The sequence below is a fragment of the Cetobacterium sp. NK01 genome (assembly GCF_024506395.1).
In the GTDB taxonomy this organism is placed as follows: Bacteria; Fusobacteriota; Fusobacteriia; order Fusobacteriales; family Fusobacteriaceae; genus Cetobacterium_A; species Cetobacterium_A somerae_A.
Genome location: NZ_JANIBO010000008.1, coordinates 13895 through 31831, shown reverse-complemented (window position 1 = coordinate 31831; position 17937 = coordinate 13895). Strand labels below are relative to the sequence as shown.

18 protein-coding genes are annotated in these 17937 nt (G+C 30.4%); 6 read left to right on the top strand and 12 right to left on the bottom strand.

The features are described 5' to 3' along the window. Positions 1–156 precede the first annotated feature (156 nt). The 5 genes from abc-f (at position 157) to NON08_RS14740 (ending at position 6205) form a co-directional block, all read left to right on the top strand. Complete coding sequence (gene abc-f, locus NON08_RS14760) at positions 157–1758, top strand: ribosomal protection-like ABC-F family protein (protein ID WP_256692364.1); 1602 nt, start codon at positions 157–159, stop codon at positions 1756–1758. An 18-nt stretch (positions 1759–1776) separates the two neighbouring features. Beyond that, positions 1777–2673, top strand: a complete 897-nt coding sequence (locus NON08_RS14755; RefSeq protein WP_256692363.1) for an SDR family NAD(P)-dependent oxidoreductase — start codon at positions 1777–1779, stop codon at positions 2671–2673. Between the two features lie 208 nt (positions 2674–2881). Next, entirely contained in the window at positions 2882–3451 is a 570-nt protein-coding gene (locus NON08_RS14750) for a recombinase family protein (protein WP_256692300.1), read from the top strand. Continuing rightward, entirely contained in the window at positions 3438–4946 is a 1509-nt protein-coding gene (locus tag NON08_RS14745) for a DUF4158 domain-containing protein (RefSeq protein ID WP_256692362.1), read from the top strand. The genes NON08_RS14750 and NON08_RS14745 overlap by 14 nt, the downstream gene beginning before the upstream one ends. Next, positions 4925–6205 (top strand): transposase, encoded by a 1281-nt coding sequence (locus tag NON08_RS14740; RefSeq protein ID WP_256692361.1) that lies wholly within the window; start codon positions 4925–4927, stop codon positions 6203–6205. The genes NON08_RS14745 and NON08_RS14740 overlap by 22 nt, the downstream gene beginning before the upstream one ends. Positions 6206–6212: 7 nt before the next feature. Here NON08_RS14740 and NON08_RS14735 read toward each other — a convergent pair whose 3' ends face one another. The 12 genes from NON08_RS14735 to NON08_RS14680 form a co-directional block, all read right to left on the bottom strand. Next, positions 6213–6836: a restriction endonuclease subunit S gene (locus NON08_RS14735; RefSeq protein WP_256692360.1), complete on the bottom strand. Its 624-nt coding sequence runs from the start codon at positions 6834–6836 to the stop codon at positions 6213–6215. Between the two features lie 179 nt (positions 6837–7015). Beyond that, positions 7016–7426, bottom strand: coding sequence for a hypothetical protein (locus NON08_RS14730; RefSeq protein WP_256692359.1), 411 nt, complete (start codon positions 7424–7426; stop codon positions 7016–7018). Further along, complete coding sequence (locus NON08_RS14725) at positions 7423–8142, bottom strand: hypothetical protein (RefSeq protein ID WP_256692358.1); 720 nt, start codon at positions 8140–8142, stop codon at positions 7423–7425. Before NON08_RS14725 ends, NON08_RS14730 begins: the two co-directional genes overlap by 4 nt. An 80-nt stretch (positions 8143–8222) precedes the next feature. Next, a complete protein-coding gene (locus NON08_RS14720) occupies positions 8223–9761 on the bottom strand; it encodes a type I restriction-modification system subunit M (RefSeq protein WP_256692357.1) in 1539 nt (512 codons plus the stop codon). Between the two features lie 28 nt (positions 9762–9789). Further along, positions 9790–10836 carry a hypothetical protein gene (locus NON08_RS14715; protein ID WP_256692356.1) on the bottom strand — a complete coding sequence of 349 codons (1047 nt, stop codon included), beginning with the start codon at positions 10834–10836 and terminating at the stop codon, positions 9790–9792. A 32-nt stretch (positions 10837–10868) separates the two neighbouring features. Continuing rightward, a complete protein-coding gene (locus NON08_RS14710) occupies positions 10869–12173 on the bottom strand; it encodes an N-6 DNA methylase (protein WP_256692355.1) in 1305 nt (434 codons plus the stop codon). Position 12174: 1 nt separating this feature from the next. Then, complete coding sequence (locus NON08_RS14705) at positions 12175–12744, bottom strand: restriction endonuclease subunit S (protein WP_256692385.1); 570 nt, start codon at positions 12742–12744, stop codon at positions 12175–12177. Between the two features lie 156 nt (positions 12745–12900). Beyond that, positions 12901–13500, bottom strand: coding sequence for a tyrosine-type recombinase/integrase (locus NON08_RS14700; protein ID WP_256692354.1), 600 nt, complete (start codon positions 13498–13500; stop codon positions 12901–12903). 198 nt (positions 13501–13698) lie between these two features. After that, a complete protein-coding gene (locus NON08_RS14695; protein WP_256692353.1) occupies positions 13699–14619 on the bottom strand; it encodes a replication initiation protein in 921 nt (306 codons plus the stop codon). Positions 14620–14982: 363 nt separating this feature from the next. Continuing rightward, positions 14983–15219 (bottom strand): YdbC family protein, encoded by a 237-nt coding sequence (locus NON08_RS14690; RefSeq protein ID WP_256692352.1) that lies wholly within the window; start codon positions 15217–15219, stop codon positions 14983–14985. A gap of 46 nt (positions 15220–15265) precedes the next feature. Further along, positions 15266–16084, bottom strand: coding sequence for a hypothetical protein (locus NON08_RS14685; RefSeq protein WP_256692351.1), 819 nt, complete (start codon positions 16082–16084; stop codon positions 15266–15268). A gap of 71 nt (positions 16085–16155) precedes the next feature. Beyond that, positions 16156–16434: an HU family DNA-binding protein gene (locus tag NON08_RS14680; protein ID WP_256692350.1), complete on the bottom strand. Its 279-nt coding sequence runs from the start codon at positions 16432–16434 to the stop codon at positions 16156–16158. 433 nt (positions 16435–16867) lie between these two features. Here NON08_RS14680 and NON08_RS14675 point away from each other — a divergent pair, with 433 nt between their 5' ends. After that, a complete protein-coding gene (locus NON08_RS14675; RefSeq protein WP_256692349.1) occupies positions 16868–17902 on the top strand; it encodes a hypothetical protein in 1035 nt (344 codons plus the stop codon). The last annotated feature ends 35 nt before the right edge of the window (positions 17903–17937 follow it).

The following is a 17937-nucleotide window of genomic DNA, read 5'->3' as shown; positions in this document are numbered from 1 at the left end:
AATTTTTAGGGCGTATGGATTTTTTTCAATACCATAAAGTCAGCTTGTCTTATTATTGCAATGTAAGAGTACAATTTTATAATATGAAAATTATGAAGACTACTGACTAGTGGTCTTTTTTTGTTTATCCAGATGCCAGAAATATTGGAGGTAAAGATGAGCAAAATAACAATAAACAGATTAGATTTCAGCTATGATAATCCTTATAAAGAGATATTTAATGATTTAAATCTAATTTTAGACACGGAATGGAAAACTGTTATTTTTGGAAAAAATGGAAGAGGAAAAACCACATTTATGAAGCTGTTGTCAGGGGAGCTAGTTTCTAGTAAAGGCACTATCTCCAAAGAGTGTGAAATCAATTTTTTTCCAAAAGAGATCCCGGATGAAACAAAAGACGTATTAGAGATTGTAAAAAATCTTATAGCTCCCTTCAAAAATTTGGAGGATACCATAGCTAAGGCTCTTAAAGATTTTCAGGGAGAAAATATAGAGATCTATTCTACAGCTGAAGAACTTTATAGCAAATACGGCGGATATACTGTAGAAAATAAAATCGAGAAAGAGATGGAGATGTTAAATTTAGATTTAAAAATGCTCTCCAGATCCTGGAATACTTTAAGCGGCGGAGAAAAAACGAAATTTCAGCTGCTCTCATTATTTCTTAAAAACGACAGCTATCCCATTATTGACGAACCTACAAATCATTTGGATATAGAAGGCAGGGAGCAGATAGCCAGGTATCTGAATGGCAAAAGCGGATTTCTCTGTGTTTCTCATGACAGAAATTTCTTAGATACAATCTCAGATCATGTCCTGGCAATGGAGAAAAATAAAGTTTACATTACAAAATCCAGCTTCCTTCCATATTATCAGGAAATGAAGAACAAGGAAATGAGCGCTATCAAAAAAAATGAGGAGCTGAAAAAAGAGATCAGATTTTTACAGGAATCTGCCAAAGAAAAAATAAACTGGAGCTTCAATTCTGAAAAGCAAAAATCCTCAGAGAGAAACTTATCTCCTATGGTAGATAAGGGTTATGTCGGTGCTCAGGCTGCCAGAATAATGAAAAGGGCTGTTTCTATCAAGAATAGAAAAGAAAAAGAAATAGAGGAGAGAAAAGAACTTCTTTTAGATCTTTCTAAAGAGCATTCTTTTAAATTTCTGAAAGAAAAAAATAAAGCAGATACAATCTTGACGGTAAATAATCTGAATATAAGCTATGATGAAAAGACAGTTATACAAAACTTCAATCTGACTTTAAAAAATGGGGAGCGTATCTGTTTAAAAGGCCCTAACGGATGTGGGAAAAGCTCTATAATAAATGCTATAAAAAAGAAAATTCCATATACTGGAATTATATTCATTCCCAATAATATAAGAGTTGTCTATCTGGAGCAGGAGTTTGAAGCAACATATTTAGAGCTCACTTTGAAGGAATATATCAGGGAGCTTGGAGAAGATGAAGCTGAGTTTAGGAAGCTGCTTTCCGCTTTTGGAGTTTACAGTGATATTTTAAACAAGAAACTAAAGCTATTCAGCGAAGGGGAAAAGAAAAAGATAAATCTGGCAAGCACAATGCTCAGAGAATCAAGCCTTCTTGTCTGGGATGAACCTCTTAACTATATCGACATGGAAATGAGAGAGAAGCTGGAGGAGATGATTTTAAAATACAAACCAACTATTTTATTTATTGAACACGATAAAATGTTTATAGAGAATATTGCAACTAAGGTATTCTATCTATATAAAAACTAAGAAAAAAGGAGTGTAATTATGAATTTGGGATTAAAAGATAAGGTTGTTCTTATAACGGGAACTAATAACCCTGAGGGTATCGGTGCTGCTACTGCATTAGCTTTTGCAAGGGAGGGGGCGAAGGTTGCGATGGTTTATAAAAAGCTTAATCATTCTTATGATAAAGACAAAATTGGCAGCAACGGATTTGACAGATATCACGAAGCTCTTTCCAGAGATTGTATAGCTCTTGAGGAGGAAATAAAAAAAATAACCTCTGACTATTTGATAATAGAAGGAGATATCAGGAAACAAGAAAATGTTGCTGATATCTTTGAGTCAGTTGAAAAAAGATTTGGTACTGTCAATGTTTTAGTTAATAATGCCTGCGGTTATCCTGTCAATGATACTATATTTACTATAACCGAGAAAGACATCAATGACGGATATGATGTTGATGTAAAAGGGCTTATATTCATGATTCAGGAATTTGTAAAAAGATTCAGCAAATTTTACGGATATTCTCCTAAGGAAACCTCACTGCAGGAAAGATTGGTAGATAGAAGTCTTAGCAAAGATTTAACGGCAGGAATACCTAAACTGCATGGAAGAATAATCAATATGAGTACAGATGCTGCCCAGGTAATGCCGGGAGTAATTGCCTACGGATCTTCAAAGGCTGCAGTTGAAGCTCTTACAAGATCTATTGCCATAGAAGTCGGACATTTAGGGATAACTGTAAATACAGTGGCACCAGGTCCTACTCAAACTGGATATATAGATACAGAATTAGAAAACAGCGTACTTCCTTCAATTCCTCTTGGAAGACTGGGAGAACCTGGAGATATAGCAGATATGATTCTATTTTTTGCTTCAGAGAAAGCTTCGTGGATAACAGGACAGGTAATAAAAGTATCTGGTGGACATGCTTTATAATTAGCTGAAAGTTGTTATAAACTTAATTTTTTTAAGAGATGGCATCATTTAGCAAGCGCCATCTCTTTTCTCATAAACTACAGTTTTTGAACCTTTAAATTTCAAGGTAGTTTTGAAACCAAAATTTTGATAAAATAGTTTCATAACTATTGCCAATAATATTTTCAAAATCTATGTATCAAAAACATATGTTACGGAGGCTATTTTAATGAAATTTGGATATGCAAGAGTTTCTACTACGGATCAAAATTTAGAAATGCAAATCAGTGCACTGGACAAATATGGAGTGGATAAAATATTTTCAGATAAAGCGACTGGAAAGAATATGCAGAGAAAAGAATTTGTTAAACTACTGGAGCAACTGAGAAAAGGAGACACACTTGTGATATTTTCTCTTTCCAGGCTTGGAAGAAAGACCAAAGATCTTATCGAATTGATAGAAAAATTTAATTCAGAAGGGATCTCTCTAGTGTCACTTAAGGAAAGCATAGATACCAACTCCCCGGTGGGAAGAGCTATGATAGGTATGATCTCTATCTTTGCAGAACTGGAAAGAGAACTGATTACTGAAAGAGTGAAAGAAGGCGTGAAAAATGCCAGATCCAGGGGAAGGCTTGGTGGAAGACCACGTTTAGACAGTGAAAAAGTAAAAGAAGCCTTAGCTCTCTACCATACAGAACATTATTCAGTACAGGAAATCATAAAGAAAACAGGAGTTTCTAAAGCCACACTCTACAGGAGACTTTCTGAGTTAGAGGATAAAAATGAAAACAACTAAATTTCGTTTTCTTACTGACAAGGAAAAGAGAGAACTTTTTATTCTTAAAACTGCAAAGAGAGAGATTGTAGATAATTTTACACTTACTTCGGAAGAGATTTCACATATTGGAAGACTCAAAAAACCCTATCTAAAAATAGGTTATGCTCTACAGTATCTTCTTTTAAAAAACTTTGGAAGACAACTTAATAATGATATTCCCTTGGAAATCTTAAGCTATGTAGGAGAGCAGCTTAAGGTTCAAGAGTTCAATTTAAGTAATTACCTCAGTAATGACATAACTAGAAAAAGGTATTTTGCAGAAATATCTGATACTTTGGGATTTTCAAGATTCAAAAAGGACAGCTGGATTGAAAAAACAGCTGAGAATATAGCTTTGAGAGCTTCAAATGGTTTAGAATCTGCTTTCTTGTTTCTGGATGAATTGAAAAAAACAAGAATTGTTACTCCCGGAATATCAACGATTGAAGATATTCTTTCAAAGGCATGGATAAAAGCAGAGAAAAAAATCTATGAAGAAGTCCTCCTGCAATTTAAAGACCGAAGGAGACTAGATACATTGCTGGAGAATAGTTCTGATCCAGAATCAGTTTTTTCTCAGTTAAAAAATACTTCTGTAAATATCAGCTCGACTGGAGCTAAAGAGCTGCTTTCCAAGATAAAGTTTATAGATGAAATAGATTGTAACTGTGATTTAAGTTTTCTATCAGAGTCAAAAATATCATATTTTCTGACAGAAATTCAAAAATCTGATAAGTTTAGAATCCAAAGATTTGCAGATGAAAATAAGAAGTATGCTTATCTTGCCATGTTTCTGTATTTCAGAAGGCGATACTTTGTTGATATGGTAATAGAGGTCACCTCAAGTTATGCCCATAAGGTACTGAAGCGGAGCCGTAAAAAAACTCAGAAGCAGAATGCACTTAACTTTCAGAATTACAGAAATAACTCCAATAGACTCAAGGATATTCTGAAAGAGATTATTGAAATTAATGAGTTCGATGAATTCAAGAAGTATAAGGATTCTCTGCTGCCACTGAAAGAGGAACTGGACTCCCAGGAAGATGAGATGGAAGATATAGATTTTCTTCTTAAATCTCATCACAGCTTCAATTATACCAATGAGCTGCTGGAATGCATAAACTTTGATACGAACACTAAACCTGAACTTGTTAAGCTTTTAAACTCCTTTCCCACATATAAAAACAGGAAAAGATTAGAGATTAATATCAATTTTAGCAGCACACAGTGGCAGAGATACATCAAAAAATACGACTATAGCAAAAAAATCATTGAGGTTGCCTTGCTCTATACCATTCGTGATAATATAAGATCCGGAGATCTTTTTGTAAGGGAAAGTGCAAAGTACAATAGTTTTGACCATTATCTCATTGAACCAGTAGAGATAGGAAGTGATGATGAGGCAGTTAAATTTCTTAATGAAATCAAGAATTCGTTTATTCTTCCTAAAAATTGGATTTCAATTTTGAGATAGATAAAGATGAAAGAAATTTCTTCAGCGACAAAATCTACAGCTATTTTCCTAAGATTACCATGACTGAAATGATTTATGAAGTGAACACCTGGACAAATTTTTTAGATAGCTTTAAAGAGAACTCACAACAGGGTGCCACTGGAAAACAAAAATCCATAGTAGCGACTCTTTTAGCTAATGGACACAACATAGGTTTTTCAAAGATGGCTGTATCGAGCTCCATCGATGAAGGAGTTTTGAGAAGGACTAATGAATATTATTTTAATCATAGCACACTTTCTAAAGCTCAAATATCCCTTGTGAATTATCATCATTCCCTTAACATAGTTAAAAACTGGGGCGATGGTGGAAGATCTTCATCCGACGGGATGAGAATCCCTATAAATTCAAAGACTATCTATGCAGACTACAATACTCATTATGGGAACAGAGGCGGGGCAATCTATAGGCACATAAATGATCAATATACTCCTTATTACGTCCAAATGCTTCAAGGCCGTGACAGCAATCATGTTCTGGATGGGCTGCTGTATCATGGAACAGATCTCAATATCTATGAGCATTCCACCGATACCGCCGGATATACTGAGCAGATGTTTGCCTTAACATATCTTTTAGGTTTCAAATTTAAACCGAGAATAAAGAACGCTGAACAGCAGCAGCTTTATTACTTTGATAACATATCTGTCGGAGATGTTCTGTTTAAAAAAATTAACGAGAAGGTAATAATTGAAAATTATCATGAAGTATTGAGGCTGGTTGAATCTATCAGAAGCGGAAAGGTGAAAGCTTCTCTTATAATGCAGAAAATAGGGTCCTACGCCAGAGATAATGCTATTGCAAAGGCTCTTAAAGAGCTGGGTAGAATTTTCAAAACTATCTATCTTCTAGAATATTTTACAGATAAAACTCTTAGAAAAGAAGTTCAACAAATGCTGAATAAAGGGGAATCTATAAACTCAGTTGGAAGAATTCTACACTTTGGAAAAAATGGAAGAATAAACGAGTCCACGATAGAGGATCAGCTGGAAAAAGCCAGCTCTCTTAATATCCTTCTTGGAGTTCTTGTAGCCTGGAACTCAAGATATCTGGAAAAGGTTCATAAAACTGTGAAAATGGAAGATTGGTTTGATGAAGAGCAGTTTAAAAGAGTCAGTCCTCTTGGAAGCAGCCATGTAAATTTCTTGGGCAAATATATCTTTGAAGAAGAAAAAATTGTGAGTGAAGATGGTTTGCGTCCATTAAAAATAAAGTCTTAGAAGATTTCTAAGGCTTTATTTTTTCAATGATATGATTTCGGGAAAAAAACGGAGCTTGGCCTATATAAGAAATTATTCTTTCTTGTTCTTCTAGAGGGGGAATGATAAAAGGAATTTCTTTCATTCTACTTTTTGATAAATCCCATTGTCCTATTCTTACTCCATCAGAAGCTTTTCCAAAAAACGGAACATAAATTTTACTTCTAATTGCTAAGTGGAAAAATTCTGGATTGATATCTTTTATTAATTTAAATATATAATATGCTGGACTTACAATTCCAGTATACTCTGAAATCCCATAAGAACCCTGCCAAGCTTTCATTTTATTCATTCCAAATTGTCCTTTTTCAATCATTTTATAACCGGATAAATCATCTGGAATAAAATTATGATTCTCTTCCATATTTTCAATATCTCTTAAAATAATACCTTTTTCTCTTGTTATTGAAAGTAATGGTAAGTGAGTTTTATCTTTTATAGATATAGGTGATAAAATCTGTTTTAATTTGCTTATTTCCCAATGAATAGGAATTTGTCCTAACCATTCATCTCCAGAATCCTTCATTTCTACTTCTGGATTCAATCCTTTAGTCACAGTATTTTGAACTATAACCTGTTTTCTTTCATTCAAAAGTTCAATAAGCTTCTCTTTTTGAGTTATAGCTTTGTCTATCTTATTACATTTTTCATCAAGAAATTTAGTGATAGCAACTTGTTCTGAATATTTTGGTTTTAATGCAAATATTTTTAATAAATCACTCCGGTTAAGTGTTGATCGAACACCCTGGCCAATTTTATTGTATACTAAATTTAAATATAGTGAATAATAATAATAATAGCTGTATTTTGGTAAAAATCTTTTCCTATTATCATTCTAATATAAGCAGGACTCATTATCCCTAGTTCGTGTACTATTCCTACTCTACTAGTTTTTTCATTTTCTAAGTCAATTAATTTAAAAACCAAATTATCTTTTTCAAAAATTTGATAACTTCTATAATCTTTCGGAACTAATCCTTCAGGATCATCTATATCATTATTTACAACTCCTCTTAAAGTAAGCGATAAAATATTATCACACACTTTTTTAGAGTTTATTTTTTTTAAAATTTTATGATATCTTTTAGAAGGAAGAATTTCCCAATGTTTTGGTATCTCTCCTAACCACTCGACACCAGATTCTTTATATTCTAAATATCTTTCAAATTCTATACTTTTCATAGAGTACCTCCAAGCAGTTCCATGATTAGTCCTTCATTTTCTAATTCTAGTTCCATTATTTCTTTTGTAACTTCCTGGATATCTCTCAGTGGCTTATGATGGTAGAAATACTTATTGAAGCTTATCTCATATCCTATCTTTGTCTTATCTAGATTCATCCACGCTTCTTCTAGGTGTGGTTTTACTTCTCTTATAAAGTAATTATATATATTTTCTTTTAGAGGTATATTTTCGTAATCTTTAAGATCAGTTTCTGTTTCATAAATAATAAATTCTCTTGGATTTTCTGTAGAGAAGTATCCGTAATTTTCTAGTTCGTTAACCTTACAATCATATTTTTCTAGAAGTTCAAGAAGTTTCTCTTCAGAAAATTTTTCTTTCTTCTTTATAACCTTTTCAGCTCTCTCATCATATTCAGTTATAGCTCCATATATGGACTTCTTTTCTTCGGTAGATAGAACCAATTTTAGCTCCTTTATGGCTTTTTCTACTTCTTTTTTGAAGATATTAAAATCTAAATGTTCCTCTTCTCCAATATGTTCCATAAGAGTTTTTGCAGCTTCATATACCTTTCTTTGCTTTTTCCAAGTTTCTTCCGAGAATAAAGCCTTCTTATTTTTAGCATTCAGTCCGATATTATTCTTTTCGTACCAGCTTTCAAGTCCTTCAGAATTTTCATATACCTCTTCTCCATACTCTTCATAGGCTAATTTCATAGGTTCTATAATACTCTTTTCAAATCTCAAATCTTCGATAGCTTTAGTGCTGAATCTTGCCTTCAGCCTTTGTGGTCTTTCTATTGTAACCTTATTATATCCGAAATCAGAATTATCAAATATTTTGAAACTATGTCAGTTTCTCCTTTTCTTAGGATCTCTTTAAAATTAGTATAAATATCCTGTATTTCTTGGATGTGCTCAGATGTAAGCTCACAATTTTTTTTCCCCAGGTTTTTTCTTAGCTTTTTATATTTCTGGCTGGCATCTATCAGCTGTACTTTTCCTTTTCTGTGCTCTGGCTTATTGTTATTTAACAGCCATATATAAGTTGTTATTCCTGTATTGTAGAAAATATTATTAGGTAGCTGTATTATTGCTTCAAGCAGATCATTCTCTATAATATATCTTCTAGTATTGCTTTCTCCTCCCTCTGCATCTCCTGTAAACAAACTGGACCCGTTATGAACTGAAGCTATTCTGCTTCCTATTCCATTCTCAGAGGCAGGCTTCATCTTATTTACCATCTCCATAAGGAAAAGCAGCTGTCCGTCACTTGACCTCGGTGTAAGATCTGCTTCTTCCTCTATACCCCAGAAATTTTTAAGATTAGCTGTAAAACGTGGATCTATAACACTTTTTCCATCCTTTATATATTTTGCATCATTATTCCACGATTTACCATATGGAGGATTGGAAAGCATAAATTCGAATTTGTAGCCTGAGAATTCATCTGTTGCCAGAGTGGAACCTACCTTTATATTCTTAGGATCATTTCCCTTTATCATCATGTCAGACTTACAGATTGCATAGGTCTCGTCATTCAGCTCTTTACCGAAAAGATATACATCGCTCTCTGCTTTTATTCTTCCCTCTTCATCTTTGATGAAGTTCTGGGATTCTGTCAGCATTCCTCCGCTTCCGCAGGCAGGGTCATATACAGTTATTACAGAAGGGATTTTGTCCTTTATAGGCTCAAAAACAATATGAGTCATAAGATCGATAACCTCACGAGGAGTAAAGTGCTCTCCTGCTTCCTCATTATTTTCCTCGTTAAACTTTCTGATAAGCTCTTCAAATACATATCCCATTCCTAAGTTTGTCAGAGGAGGAAGCTTCTTTCCATCTGGTCCCTGCTTTTCGAAAGGTGTCAGATTTATTTCTGTAGATGTAAACTTTTCAAGTACGTCAAGTAGAATATCCTTTGAGGCCATATGTCTTATCTGCTCTTTTAATTTGAACTTGCCTATTATCTCCTTAACATTATCACTAAATCCGTCCAGATATTCTTCAAAATTTGCAAGTAATATTTGCTGTGAATTTGTTGCGGTATCCTGTAACTTCTGCATTGTCCATTTGCTTGTGTTGTAAAAAACATATCCTGTAGCTTCCTTTAAACCTGATTCGTCCCAATCAGCTAATTCCAGGTCTTCTTTCTGGAACTTCATCTCCTCTAGTACCTTCTCTTTGGTAGATTCTAAGAGAGTATCTAACCTTCTTAAAACTATCATAGGAAGAATTACATCTCTGTATTTTCCTCTGACATATACATCCCTTAAACAATCATCTGCTATCGACCATATAAAATTAACTATCCTGTTATGAACTGTGTGATCCATTTTTATACCTCCGTTATTTTTAATTTAATTAATCAGTATTTTTTATCTCTTCTATTCTTCCACTTTCCATTACCCAAATCAGAATATCTTCTGTCATCCTTAATACCAAGTGAGCATCGTATAACTTTACATCTTCCAAATACATTTCTCCATCAATTTTTGGTCCCTCAAGACTATGATCTCCTAAATCACTGGCCATTGAATAAACAGAATACATAGCCTTAAATCTTGTATATTTACAAGTATTTGAAATTAAAGGAGACTGATCTATTATGTCTTTCGGCTTTTCAATCAATTCAATATTTTTATCTGTACTAACTTTTTTCAATCCCATTACCCATTTAGTTTTATCATCTTTTGCTAAACTAAATAACCCCATTATTAAATTTCTACAAGATGTTATCGTTGCTATTTCATTTCCTGAAATATAATTTTCTAAAGCTTGTTCATATACTCTTCTAAAATCTGGATTTAAGTTATTCAACCATTCTGAAAGCTTAGATTTTTCTTTTTCCAACTCTAATGTTCCTGCAAATCTCTCCAATGAAATCTTTATACTATTTTTTTCTCTGACTATTTCTAAATCTAAATTTAGAATTTTTAAAGAATTTATAAATTCCTTAAAATCTAGACTCTGATTTTCTTCTAAAAACATATTAATATCGTTTTCTGGCAATGTCTTCAAATACTCTTCTATCAAGTAATACTTTTTACGATGAGTCGAAACTTCTTCCAAAACAGAATCTCTGTCTTCTACTATAAATTCTATATTTATTTCCTTAATGATAGATTTTAGTAAAAATAATAAACCTTTTACGTTATTCCCATTATCATAAAGCTTATTAAAAATCTCTTTTATTCCAATGTAATAGTCTTTAAAAAAATTATTATCATTTTCAAATGGTCCATTATAAGTATAAGGATTTAAATATTTTGAATATTCCTCATATAAATTTTCATATCCTGTATTAGAAAGAATCCTTTCCCATACCGAGTTACTACCAACTTTTAAAAAACTTTTATTTGCTATTACTGTCGCTATTTTTGATAAAGCAATTTTTTCTAAACTATCCACTATAATCCCCCCTATTTATCTTTATAATTGTTTTAGAATTTCATCACTGACTTTTTATTTTCTAAAGCTATCTGATAAGAATTCATAACTTCTTTTTCAATCTCTTTTATATTTTTTACTTCTTTCACCATTTCAATATATCTATTGGAATTCAAAATATATTCATTCTGAGAAAGCTCTTTTGTGCTTAGAAGTCTTGATATTCCAGGAATTTCCTTTCTTAATTTATATTCTTCTACAAGCTTATTTAAGTTTTCTTCAGTTATAGAGGTAACTCTTGTTAATTTTTTAAAGTATTCCTTTCCATCTAGAATAAACACTTCTTTACTTTTCTTCTCTTTGTCAAAGAAGATAATGCTTGTTGCTATACCTGTATAGGGTGCAAAAATTCCTCCTGGCAGTGATATTATCCCTGAAATAAGCCCCTCTTCAATAAGATTTTTTCTTATTAATTGATCTGCTCCTCCTCTAAATAAAATCCCTTCTGGAACTATTATGGCACCTCTTTTATTCATCTGTGAAACGATTAAAGAAATGAAGGAAAAATCTTCACTGGCCCTGCCTGGAATTCCCCAGTGTAGGTAATCCCTATTTCCATAGTCTTCCTTAGTAGATTTTATTGAGAACGGTATGTGACTTGCAACAACATCTGCATACTTCAATTTTTCATCTAAACTATCTTTAGCTTCAATCTCCCCTTCTTTTCCTGCCGTTTCAAGAAGTATTTTTCCAAAATCTAAGGCTTTTTCATTGATATCATATCCTATGATTTCTTTAGCATTTCTTCCAACTTTTATAGCAAGGTTTCCAATTCCAAAACAAGGATCCATCAAAGTTTCATCAGAAGATACCTGTAATATTTTATTCAGTATTTCAATAACTGAATCAGGAGTTGTAAATATTATGGGATTTCTTGCCACTATTTTGAATATTGACTGGATTTTTTCATAGATTATCATGTATCTAGATCTCACCAAGTCTTCTCCAAAATTTAATTCAGACTTTAATAAATCTGTCACTCTCCATATGATGTCTTTAATTTGAATTTCATCCATTTTTTTTAAAGATTTAATAATTTCATGAAAACTCGGAAAACTTTTAAAAACTTCTTTTAGCTGAGCCTCAAGCTCTAAATAAGTAGGATTTTGTCTTAACCTTTCCATATCTACATTCACTGCATATTTTGTCAATTTATAAGACTTCTTTATATGCTCCTTATCTCTATTAATATCATCAAAGAGTTTATAAAAACTAAATACAATACTTAACTCGATTATTTCATCAGAATTAAATTTACTTCTTAAAGAATCTCCTGTTTCATATAAAAATCTTTCCATATTATTTCACCTCATATTTAGCTAAAATCTTTCTTTCTATTAGTTCTTTCTTACTTTCTAAGTACTTTAGTGTTTCTTTCTCTTCATTTTCAAAAGCTCTAATTAAAGTTTGAAAGTTTTCCTGTTCTTTCAAAGAAGGACAATCAAATTCAAAATCTTCTAACGTTGATTTTCTTACTATCTTCATCACAGTCCCTGAAGTGTTTTTCTCGAAATATTCTTTAGCTTTTTCGGTCTTTAAAAGCCATTGTAAATATTTTGGATTCATTTTTTTCTCATTTACTCTTATTATAAAATACAACGAACTTGCCAATAAATTTTCATAATTTTTTTCTATTAGAACTACTTCAAATTTATTTCCCTTTGCTTGAAACACTATGTCATTCTTTTTTAAATATTGCTTTGGATTTATTTTTTCTAAATCTACTTCTCCTGATTTTAGTTGATCTTCTTTTATCTTATCATTTTCAAGACTTGAAGGGACCAATATTCTGATATTTCCTTTTTCTTCTATTGTTTTAATATTAGTTGGATTAATAAACTCTTTGACAAGACTTTTTAATTTAATCATCAAAAATCACACCTCCATATTTTTAAGAATATTTTATTCTGTTTTTATATGATAAGAATAACTTATGTTAAAAAAAATGTCAACTTATTTTTAAGAATATTTTATTCTGTTTTTAAAAAGGTTTTTTCTAATAAAATATATTTTAAAAATTTAAATTTATATTATAATTTCATCATAAAGATTATTAATCTCTTCTTCTTCTATTCCAATATATTTCAAGGTTTGCTCGATACAAGAATGATTTAATACTTTCATAATAATAGCAATATCTTTAGTTTTTTTATATGCTGTATATCCCCAAGTTTTCCTAAGAGAATGAGAACCTATTGGATATGATATATTTAACATGTCTTTTATTTTATTGAACTCTTTACTAACTCCATTATTTGTAAGAGGAGAATCAATTAGATATTTTCTATTATACCTACTAAGACTTTTAAAAATATATCCTTCTGTACTCGAATACCCAGTTGATTTATAATACATCTTTAATTCCTTTAAACTTTTTTGAACATTAGAATTTAAAATAACAACTCTTTTTTTTCTAGTTTTAGTTTCTTTTATTTCAATATATCTATTATCAATAATATCCTCAAAACATAAACTTCTTAAATCTGAAATTCTAAGAGCAACATTAATACCAATATTGAGAAATGATAAAAAAACAACTTTATTTTTTAATTTTAAAAACTCTCTAATTCTTTTTAAATCATCTTCTTTGATATGCTTCACTTCTTGACCTCTTTTATTTAACATAAATTTCTCCTTTAAAGTTATTAAATATCAATGCAATCATATGTTTAATATCTTCTAACTTGGAGTAAAACTATTTTTTAATACTTTATAGAATTTTAAAAATCTTAACTCAAACTCTATAAATAGAAAAAACAAGAGCTTTTAAAACTCTTGTTTTCACTGGATTTAATGCTACATATTCTATGATAATATCTACCATTATTTCTTCAATACTGATTTTAAAGTCTTTATATAAATGCTAGGTGATTTCTTCTTCTGCTCATTTAGTATTTCATAACCAACACCTTGTTTTTGAAGAATCTCCCTTGCTTCCATTTCCTCTTCTAAAGTTAATTCAGATTTTTTCTTTTTAGTAGGTTCTGCTTCATAGATAGCAAAATAGATCTCTATCTTTTCAATCTTTCTACGTCCCTTTCCTTTCGTTTCTTCAGGAAATCTGTATATCTTTTTCTTTTCTAATTCAGCTTTTGATGGTTTAATAATTTTATCGTTAATTCTTCCTAATGTATATGTTTTCGGAATTTCTAAGACATCTCTAAATCGATCTATTTCCATTACAAAATAACCTGTGCTTTCAAACTGTTTCAATAACATATACAATCTCTTAGCATACTTTCCATTTATGCCTTTTAACTCTGCATCTTCTAATAGTAGTATCTCCTGTTTTTTATGTTTTAATTCATTATCCCAATAGTCTAACTCTTTAACTGTTAGAGGTTCCTTTTTCTTAGCTTTATCTATTATGTGAATATCATGTTTATAGAAAAGAAAGGGAATAAATAGTGATGGTATCTCTATCTTCAAAGTTTCATCATCAATCTCTTGAGTTACAAATATACTTCCAGATATTCCATAACCTTTTTCTTTATCAATTTCATATCTTTTCGAAACTGTTAAACCACGAATAAACTCACTAAACTCCTCTTTAGTATAGGGTCTAGTTGTAGAAGCTTCCCATATTTCACGCTTCTTTATTGTGATAACTCTCTCTTTTATCTCTAACCCTTTATTCCACTTATTAAACTCTTTTAATAGCCATCCAAAAGCATTTACAAAAATCTCTTTTTCAAAGTATATTGGTAATCTATTTAGCTGTTTATTGAATCCAATTTTCCCCATTTTTCACCTCTAATAATATCTAATAACTCATTGTAACATAAACCCACTTTAAAATCAAAAGTGTTTATATAGGTTGCTACAATTTGGGGTTTATATCTACTACAATATAGGGTTTATACTCACTACAATCTGGGGTTTATGTTACTACAATTTGGGGTTTATAATTTCACACTACCCCCTTTCGACCATTGATTTTATTAACCTAGATTGGGGTTCATTTTTTCCTAATAGTCTTTAATAGTCTTTAATAGTCTTTAATAGTCTTTAAGAGTATTTAAATAGTAAAAAAACAAAAATAAAAAGGATGCTAAAAGCACCCTTACAACAAGTTCCGTAAAGCCCACTACTTTAGTGGTGGGAGTGTCAAATATCTAAGTTTTCTATATCAATTGAATCTAAAATTTCTTTCAATGCTATTAATTCATCTTTAGACAAAGTTATTCCTTTTCCCATTTTCTCATGGTCTTCATCCCAATCACGAATATCTATTTTTGGTTTTCTAGAATTCCAAGAGATTAGATTAACTTCTTTTTTCCATCCCTTAGCACCTTCTCCAATTGTTCCTAAATTTTCAATAATCTCAAATTTTATTTCTGCCATCTGCCTCTCCTCTATTTAAAATTATATTTTTTTAAAATAATTATAATTAAGCTATATTCCTAGTTTTTAGACAGTTCAATATATCAATAGGTATTTTGTCATACGTCACTTGCAAAATCTCTTTAAAGTATAAATAATCCGTTATACGTTGAAAATTGTATATGCACTCTTTATATCTCTCTACAAAATTTACTTCTTCCTCTAAAACATCTATAGTTCTTAGAAGTAGATTCATAATTTTTAATAACTTTGCAACCTCTTCCATAAAAACATAATCTATCTTTCTAAGCTCTAAATATTTATATGATCTATCCTCTTTATTTTCTAGTGTAACTAAAACCATCTCTTCTGTATCTACAAATTCTATGTCTAACTCTCTACTTTTACAAGTTACATTTTTTGTAAATTCTATAACATCTGATAGCTTATATGGATAATCTTCCGTTAGATCTGTAGTTATATACTCAACTGTGACCTCTTTACTCATAACCCATCTAAAAAAATTAATAGACATAGCTTCTAAAACTCCTCTACTTAAAACATCCATATTAAAATCATATGCTACATCTTTTGCCAGTTGATTTGATAATTCTAAAAAGCTTTCAAATCCAATCTCTTTACTAAAGGCTACATCTTCTTTTAGATAATTTTCTATTTTTGCTATGGATACAACCAGTGAGTCGAAGGCTAAGTATCTAAATTTTCTACCGTTATAGTGTTCAATTCCTTTATATATTTTAATTAAGGCATCTTTATCTAGTTTTCTTCTTGCTGTACCATCTAAAGAGTTAAGGTAGAACTCGTATAGGTCATCTATATTTTTCTTCTTATTCTTATCAATTTTTACTTTTAATTTTCTTGCCACAAATCCTCCCCTAACTTTTTTATATTATAACTAAAAAGGAAGCAATATCTCTATTGCTCCCTTTAATTATACTATTTAGCTACCTTTTCTGCTAGCCCTTTTCCAACTCTAAATTTAACTACTTTTTTCTCTGGAACTTTTATTTCCTCTCCAGTTTTAGGATTTCTACAAGTTCTTGCTGATTGAGTTGTAGTTTCAAACTTTCCAAATCCTAATACCGATAAATCGTCACCTTTTACTAGAACCTCTTCTAAAGTTGAAAAGAATCCATTTACCAATCTCTCAGCTTCCTTCTTTGTTGTTATTTCCATCTTCTCTTGGTATAAAGCTATAAACTCTTGCTTAGTCATAGTTATCTCTCCTTTATTAGTTAGTTTTCTATTTTTACTAGAGTATAGTCTATATCCTTCTTTTTTTCAATAAAAAACTAGTGTGAAATCCAAAAGTAGATTTGAATATAGTTCTAAAAAAATGACAATAATAGAACAAATAGAATATAGTTCCCCTTTAATCCTCAGGGGTATGAGACAAATCTTTATGTATATCTTATTCAGCCTATATTAGAAATATTCTTATAAAAAGAGTGGAATATTGATGAAAACTACTAAAAATACTCTTTTTAGTAGATATATTCTATATTTTACATGCATTCTACTATGAAAGTGAGTATAGAAGATGCTTTAGCATTTTTCTATACTCACTGAAATATATACGTGCTTTTTTATTTATTTCTAAATTATTGTGGAACTATAATATAATATAATATAATTGGAGGTTTTATAAATGGATACAATACAAATTAATTTAAAATTAGGGGATTACGAATTAAATTATTATGAGCTTGAAAGAGTTAAGTGGTTTATAAATAACATCAAAAGTAAATACGGATATACATTTTGTGATGTACTTAATTTTACAAATTCTAAATCAATTGGGATTAAAATTTCATATCCAAGATTTTTTTTTGGAAGTAACGTCTTTTTAATAAGTACAAAAGAACAGTGCTTTGAAGTTCAAAATTTTTTTTGTGAAGCTATACAGAAATTTGATCTTTTAATGAATGCCAATATAGTGTTACAAAGAGTTGATATTCCTTTTACTTACATGATACAATCAGATTTTGAATTTGATAGTTATGATAAAATCTATAAAATTATGGCAATGGTTCATAGAGAGAAAAGAAAATTAGGAAGTGCGAAATCATATTCTGATATTTTAACTAAAAAGTCAGAAACTTTAATTTATGCTGATACTAAAGATCCAAGTAGTTATAATAAAAAAATTATGATTTATAATCAATTTTTAAATACTTATACAAAAACTCCAAATAAAGAGACTTTTGATATTTATATAAATAAATATCCTAATTTAAAAAATAGAATGAGAATAGAAGCTTCACTAAAAATTAGTAGAAAACATTTTTCAATTTATAATTTTCAATCACTAGATATTGTAGGTTGGTATCTGCCTAAATTAAAGGAAATGATAGTTAATGACCTATTAGACTTTAATATTATTGAGAAAATTTATAATATGGACTCTGCTTTGTTATCAGATAAGTTAAATCTAGAAAGACAAAACAATAATTTTAGCTATGAACTTTTTATTTTAAATAATATTTCTGAAATCAATGATTATGAAATCTTAAGAAGGGCTATTAAAATAAATATACCTAATAATAAAACTAGAGAAAATGCAATTACCATAATAAGAAAACATTTAAAAAATTACTCATCTAATAAAAATATTATAATTATGGATGTATATAATGAACTATTAAAAATTAAAAAATGTGTTGAAGAATTTGAAATTATTTAATAATATTTGGGCGAGAATTCTCCCACCTCTTTAGG

Excerpts from the sequence above, each read along its gene's own strand:
- NON08_RS14755 (WP_256692363.1), top strand. The coding sequence starts at position 1,777 with ATGAATTTGGGATTAAAAGATAAGGTTGTTCTTATAACGGGAACTAAT.
- NON08_RS14690 (WP_256692352.1), bottom strand. The coding sequence starts at position 15,219 with ATGGCAGAAATAAAATTTGAGATTATTGAAAATTTAGGAACAATTGGA.
- NON08_RS14745 (WP_256692362.1), top strand. The coding sequence starts at position 3,438 with ATGAAAACAACTAAATTTCGTTTTCTTACTGACAAGGAAAAGAGAGAA.
- NON08_RS14720 (WP_256692357.1), bottom strand. The coding sequence starts at position 9,761 with ATGGATCACACAGTTCATAACAGGATAGTTAATTTTATATGGTCGATA.
- NON08_RS14695 (WP_256692353.1), bottom strand. The coding sequence starts at position 14,619 with ATGGGGAAAATTGGATTCAATAAACAGCTAAATAGATTACCAATATAC.
- NON08_RS14705 (WP_256692385.1), bottom strand. The coding sequence starts at position 12,744 with ATGATTAAATTAAAAAGTCTTGTCAAAGAGTTTATTAATCCAACTAAT.
- NON08_RS14710 (WP_256692355.1), bottom strand. The coding sequence starts at position 12,173 with ATGGAAAGATTTTTATATGAAACAGGAGATTCTTTAAGAAGTAAATTT.
- NON08_RS14730 (WP_256692359.1), bottom strand. The coding sequence starts at position 7,426 with ATGAAAAGTATAGAATTTGAAAGATATTTAGAATATAAAGAATCTGGT.
- NON08_RS14750 (WP_256692300.1), top strand. The coding sequence starts at position 2,882 with ATGAAATTTGGATATGCAAGAGTTTCTACTACGGATCAAAATTTAGAA.
- NON08_RS14675 (WP_256692349.1), top strand. The coding sequence starts at position 16,868 with ATGGATACAATACAAATTAATTTAAAATTAGGGGATTACGAATTAAAT.
- NON08_RS14700 (WP_256692354.1), bottom strand. The coding sequence starts at position 13,500 with ATGTTAAATAAAAGAGGTCAAGAAGTGAAGCATATCAAAGAAGATGAT.
- NON08_RS14680 (WP_256692350.1), bottom strand. The coding sequence starts at position 16,434 with ATGACTAAGCAAGAGTTTATAGCTTTATACCAAGAGAAGATGGAAATA.
- NON08_RS14725 (WP_256692358.1), bottom strand. The coding sequence starts at position 8,142 with ATGAAATTAGCCTATGAAGAGTATGGAGAAGAGGTATATGAAAATTCT.
- abc-f (WP_256692364.1), top strand. The coding sequence starts at position 157 with ATGAGCAAAATAACAATAAACAGATTAGATTTCAGCTATGATAATCCT.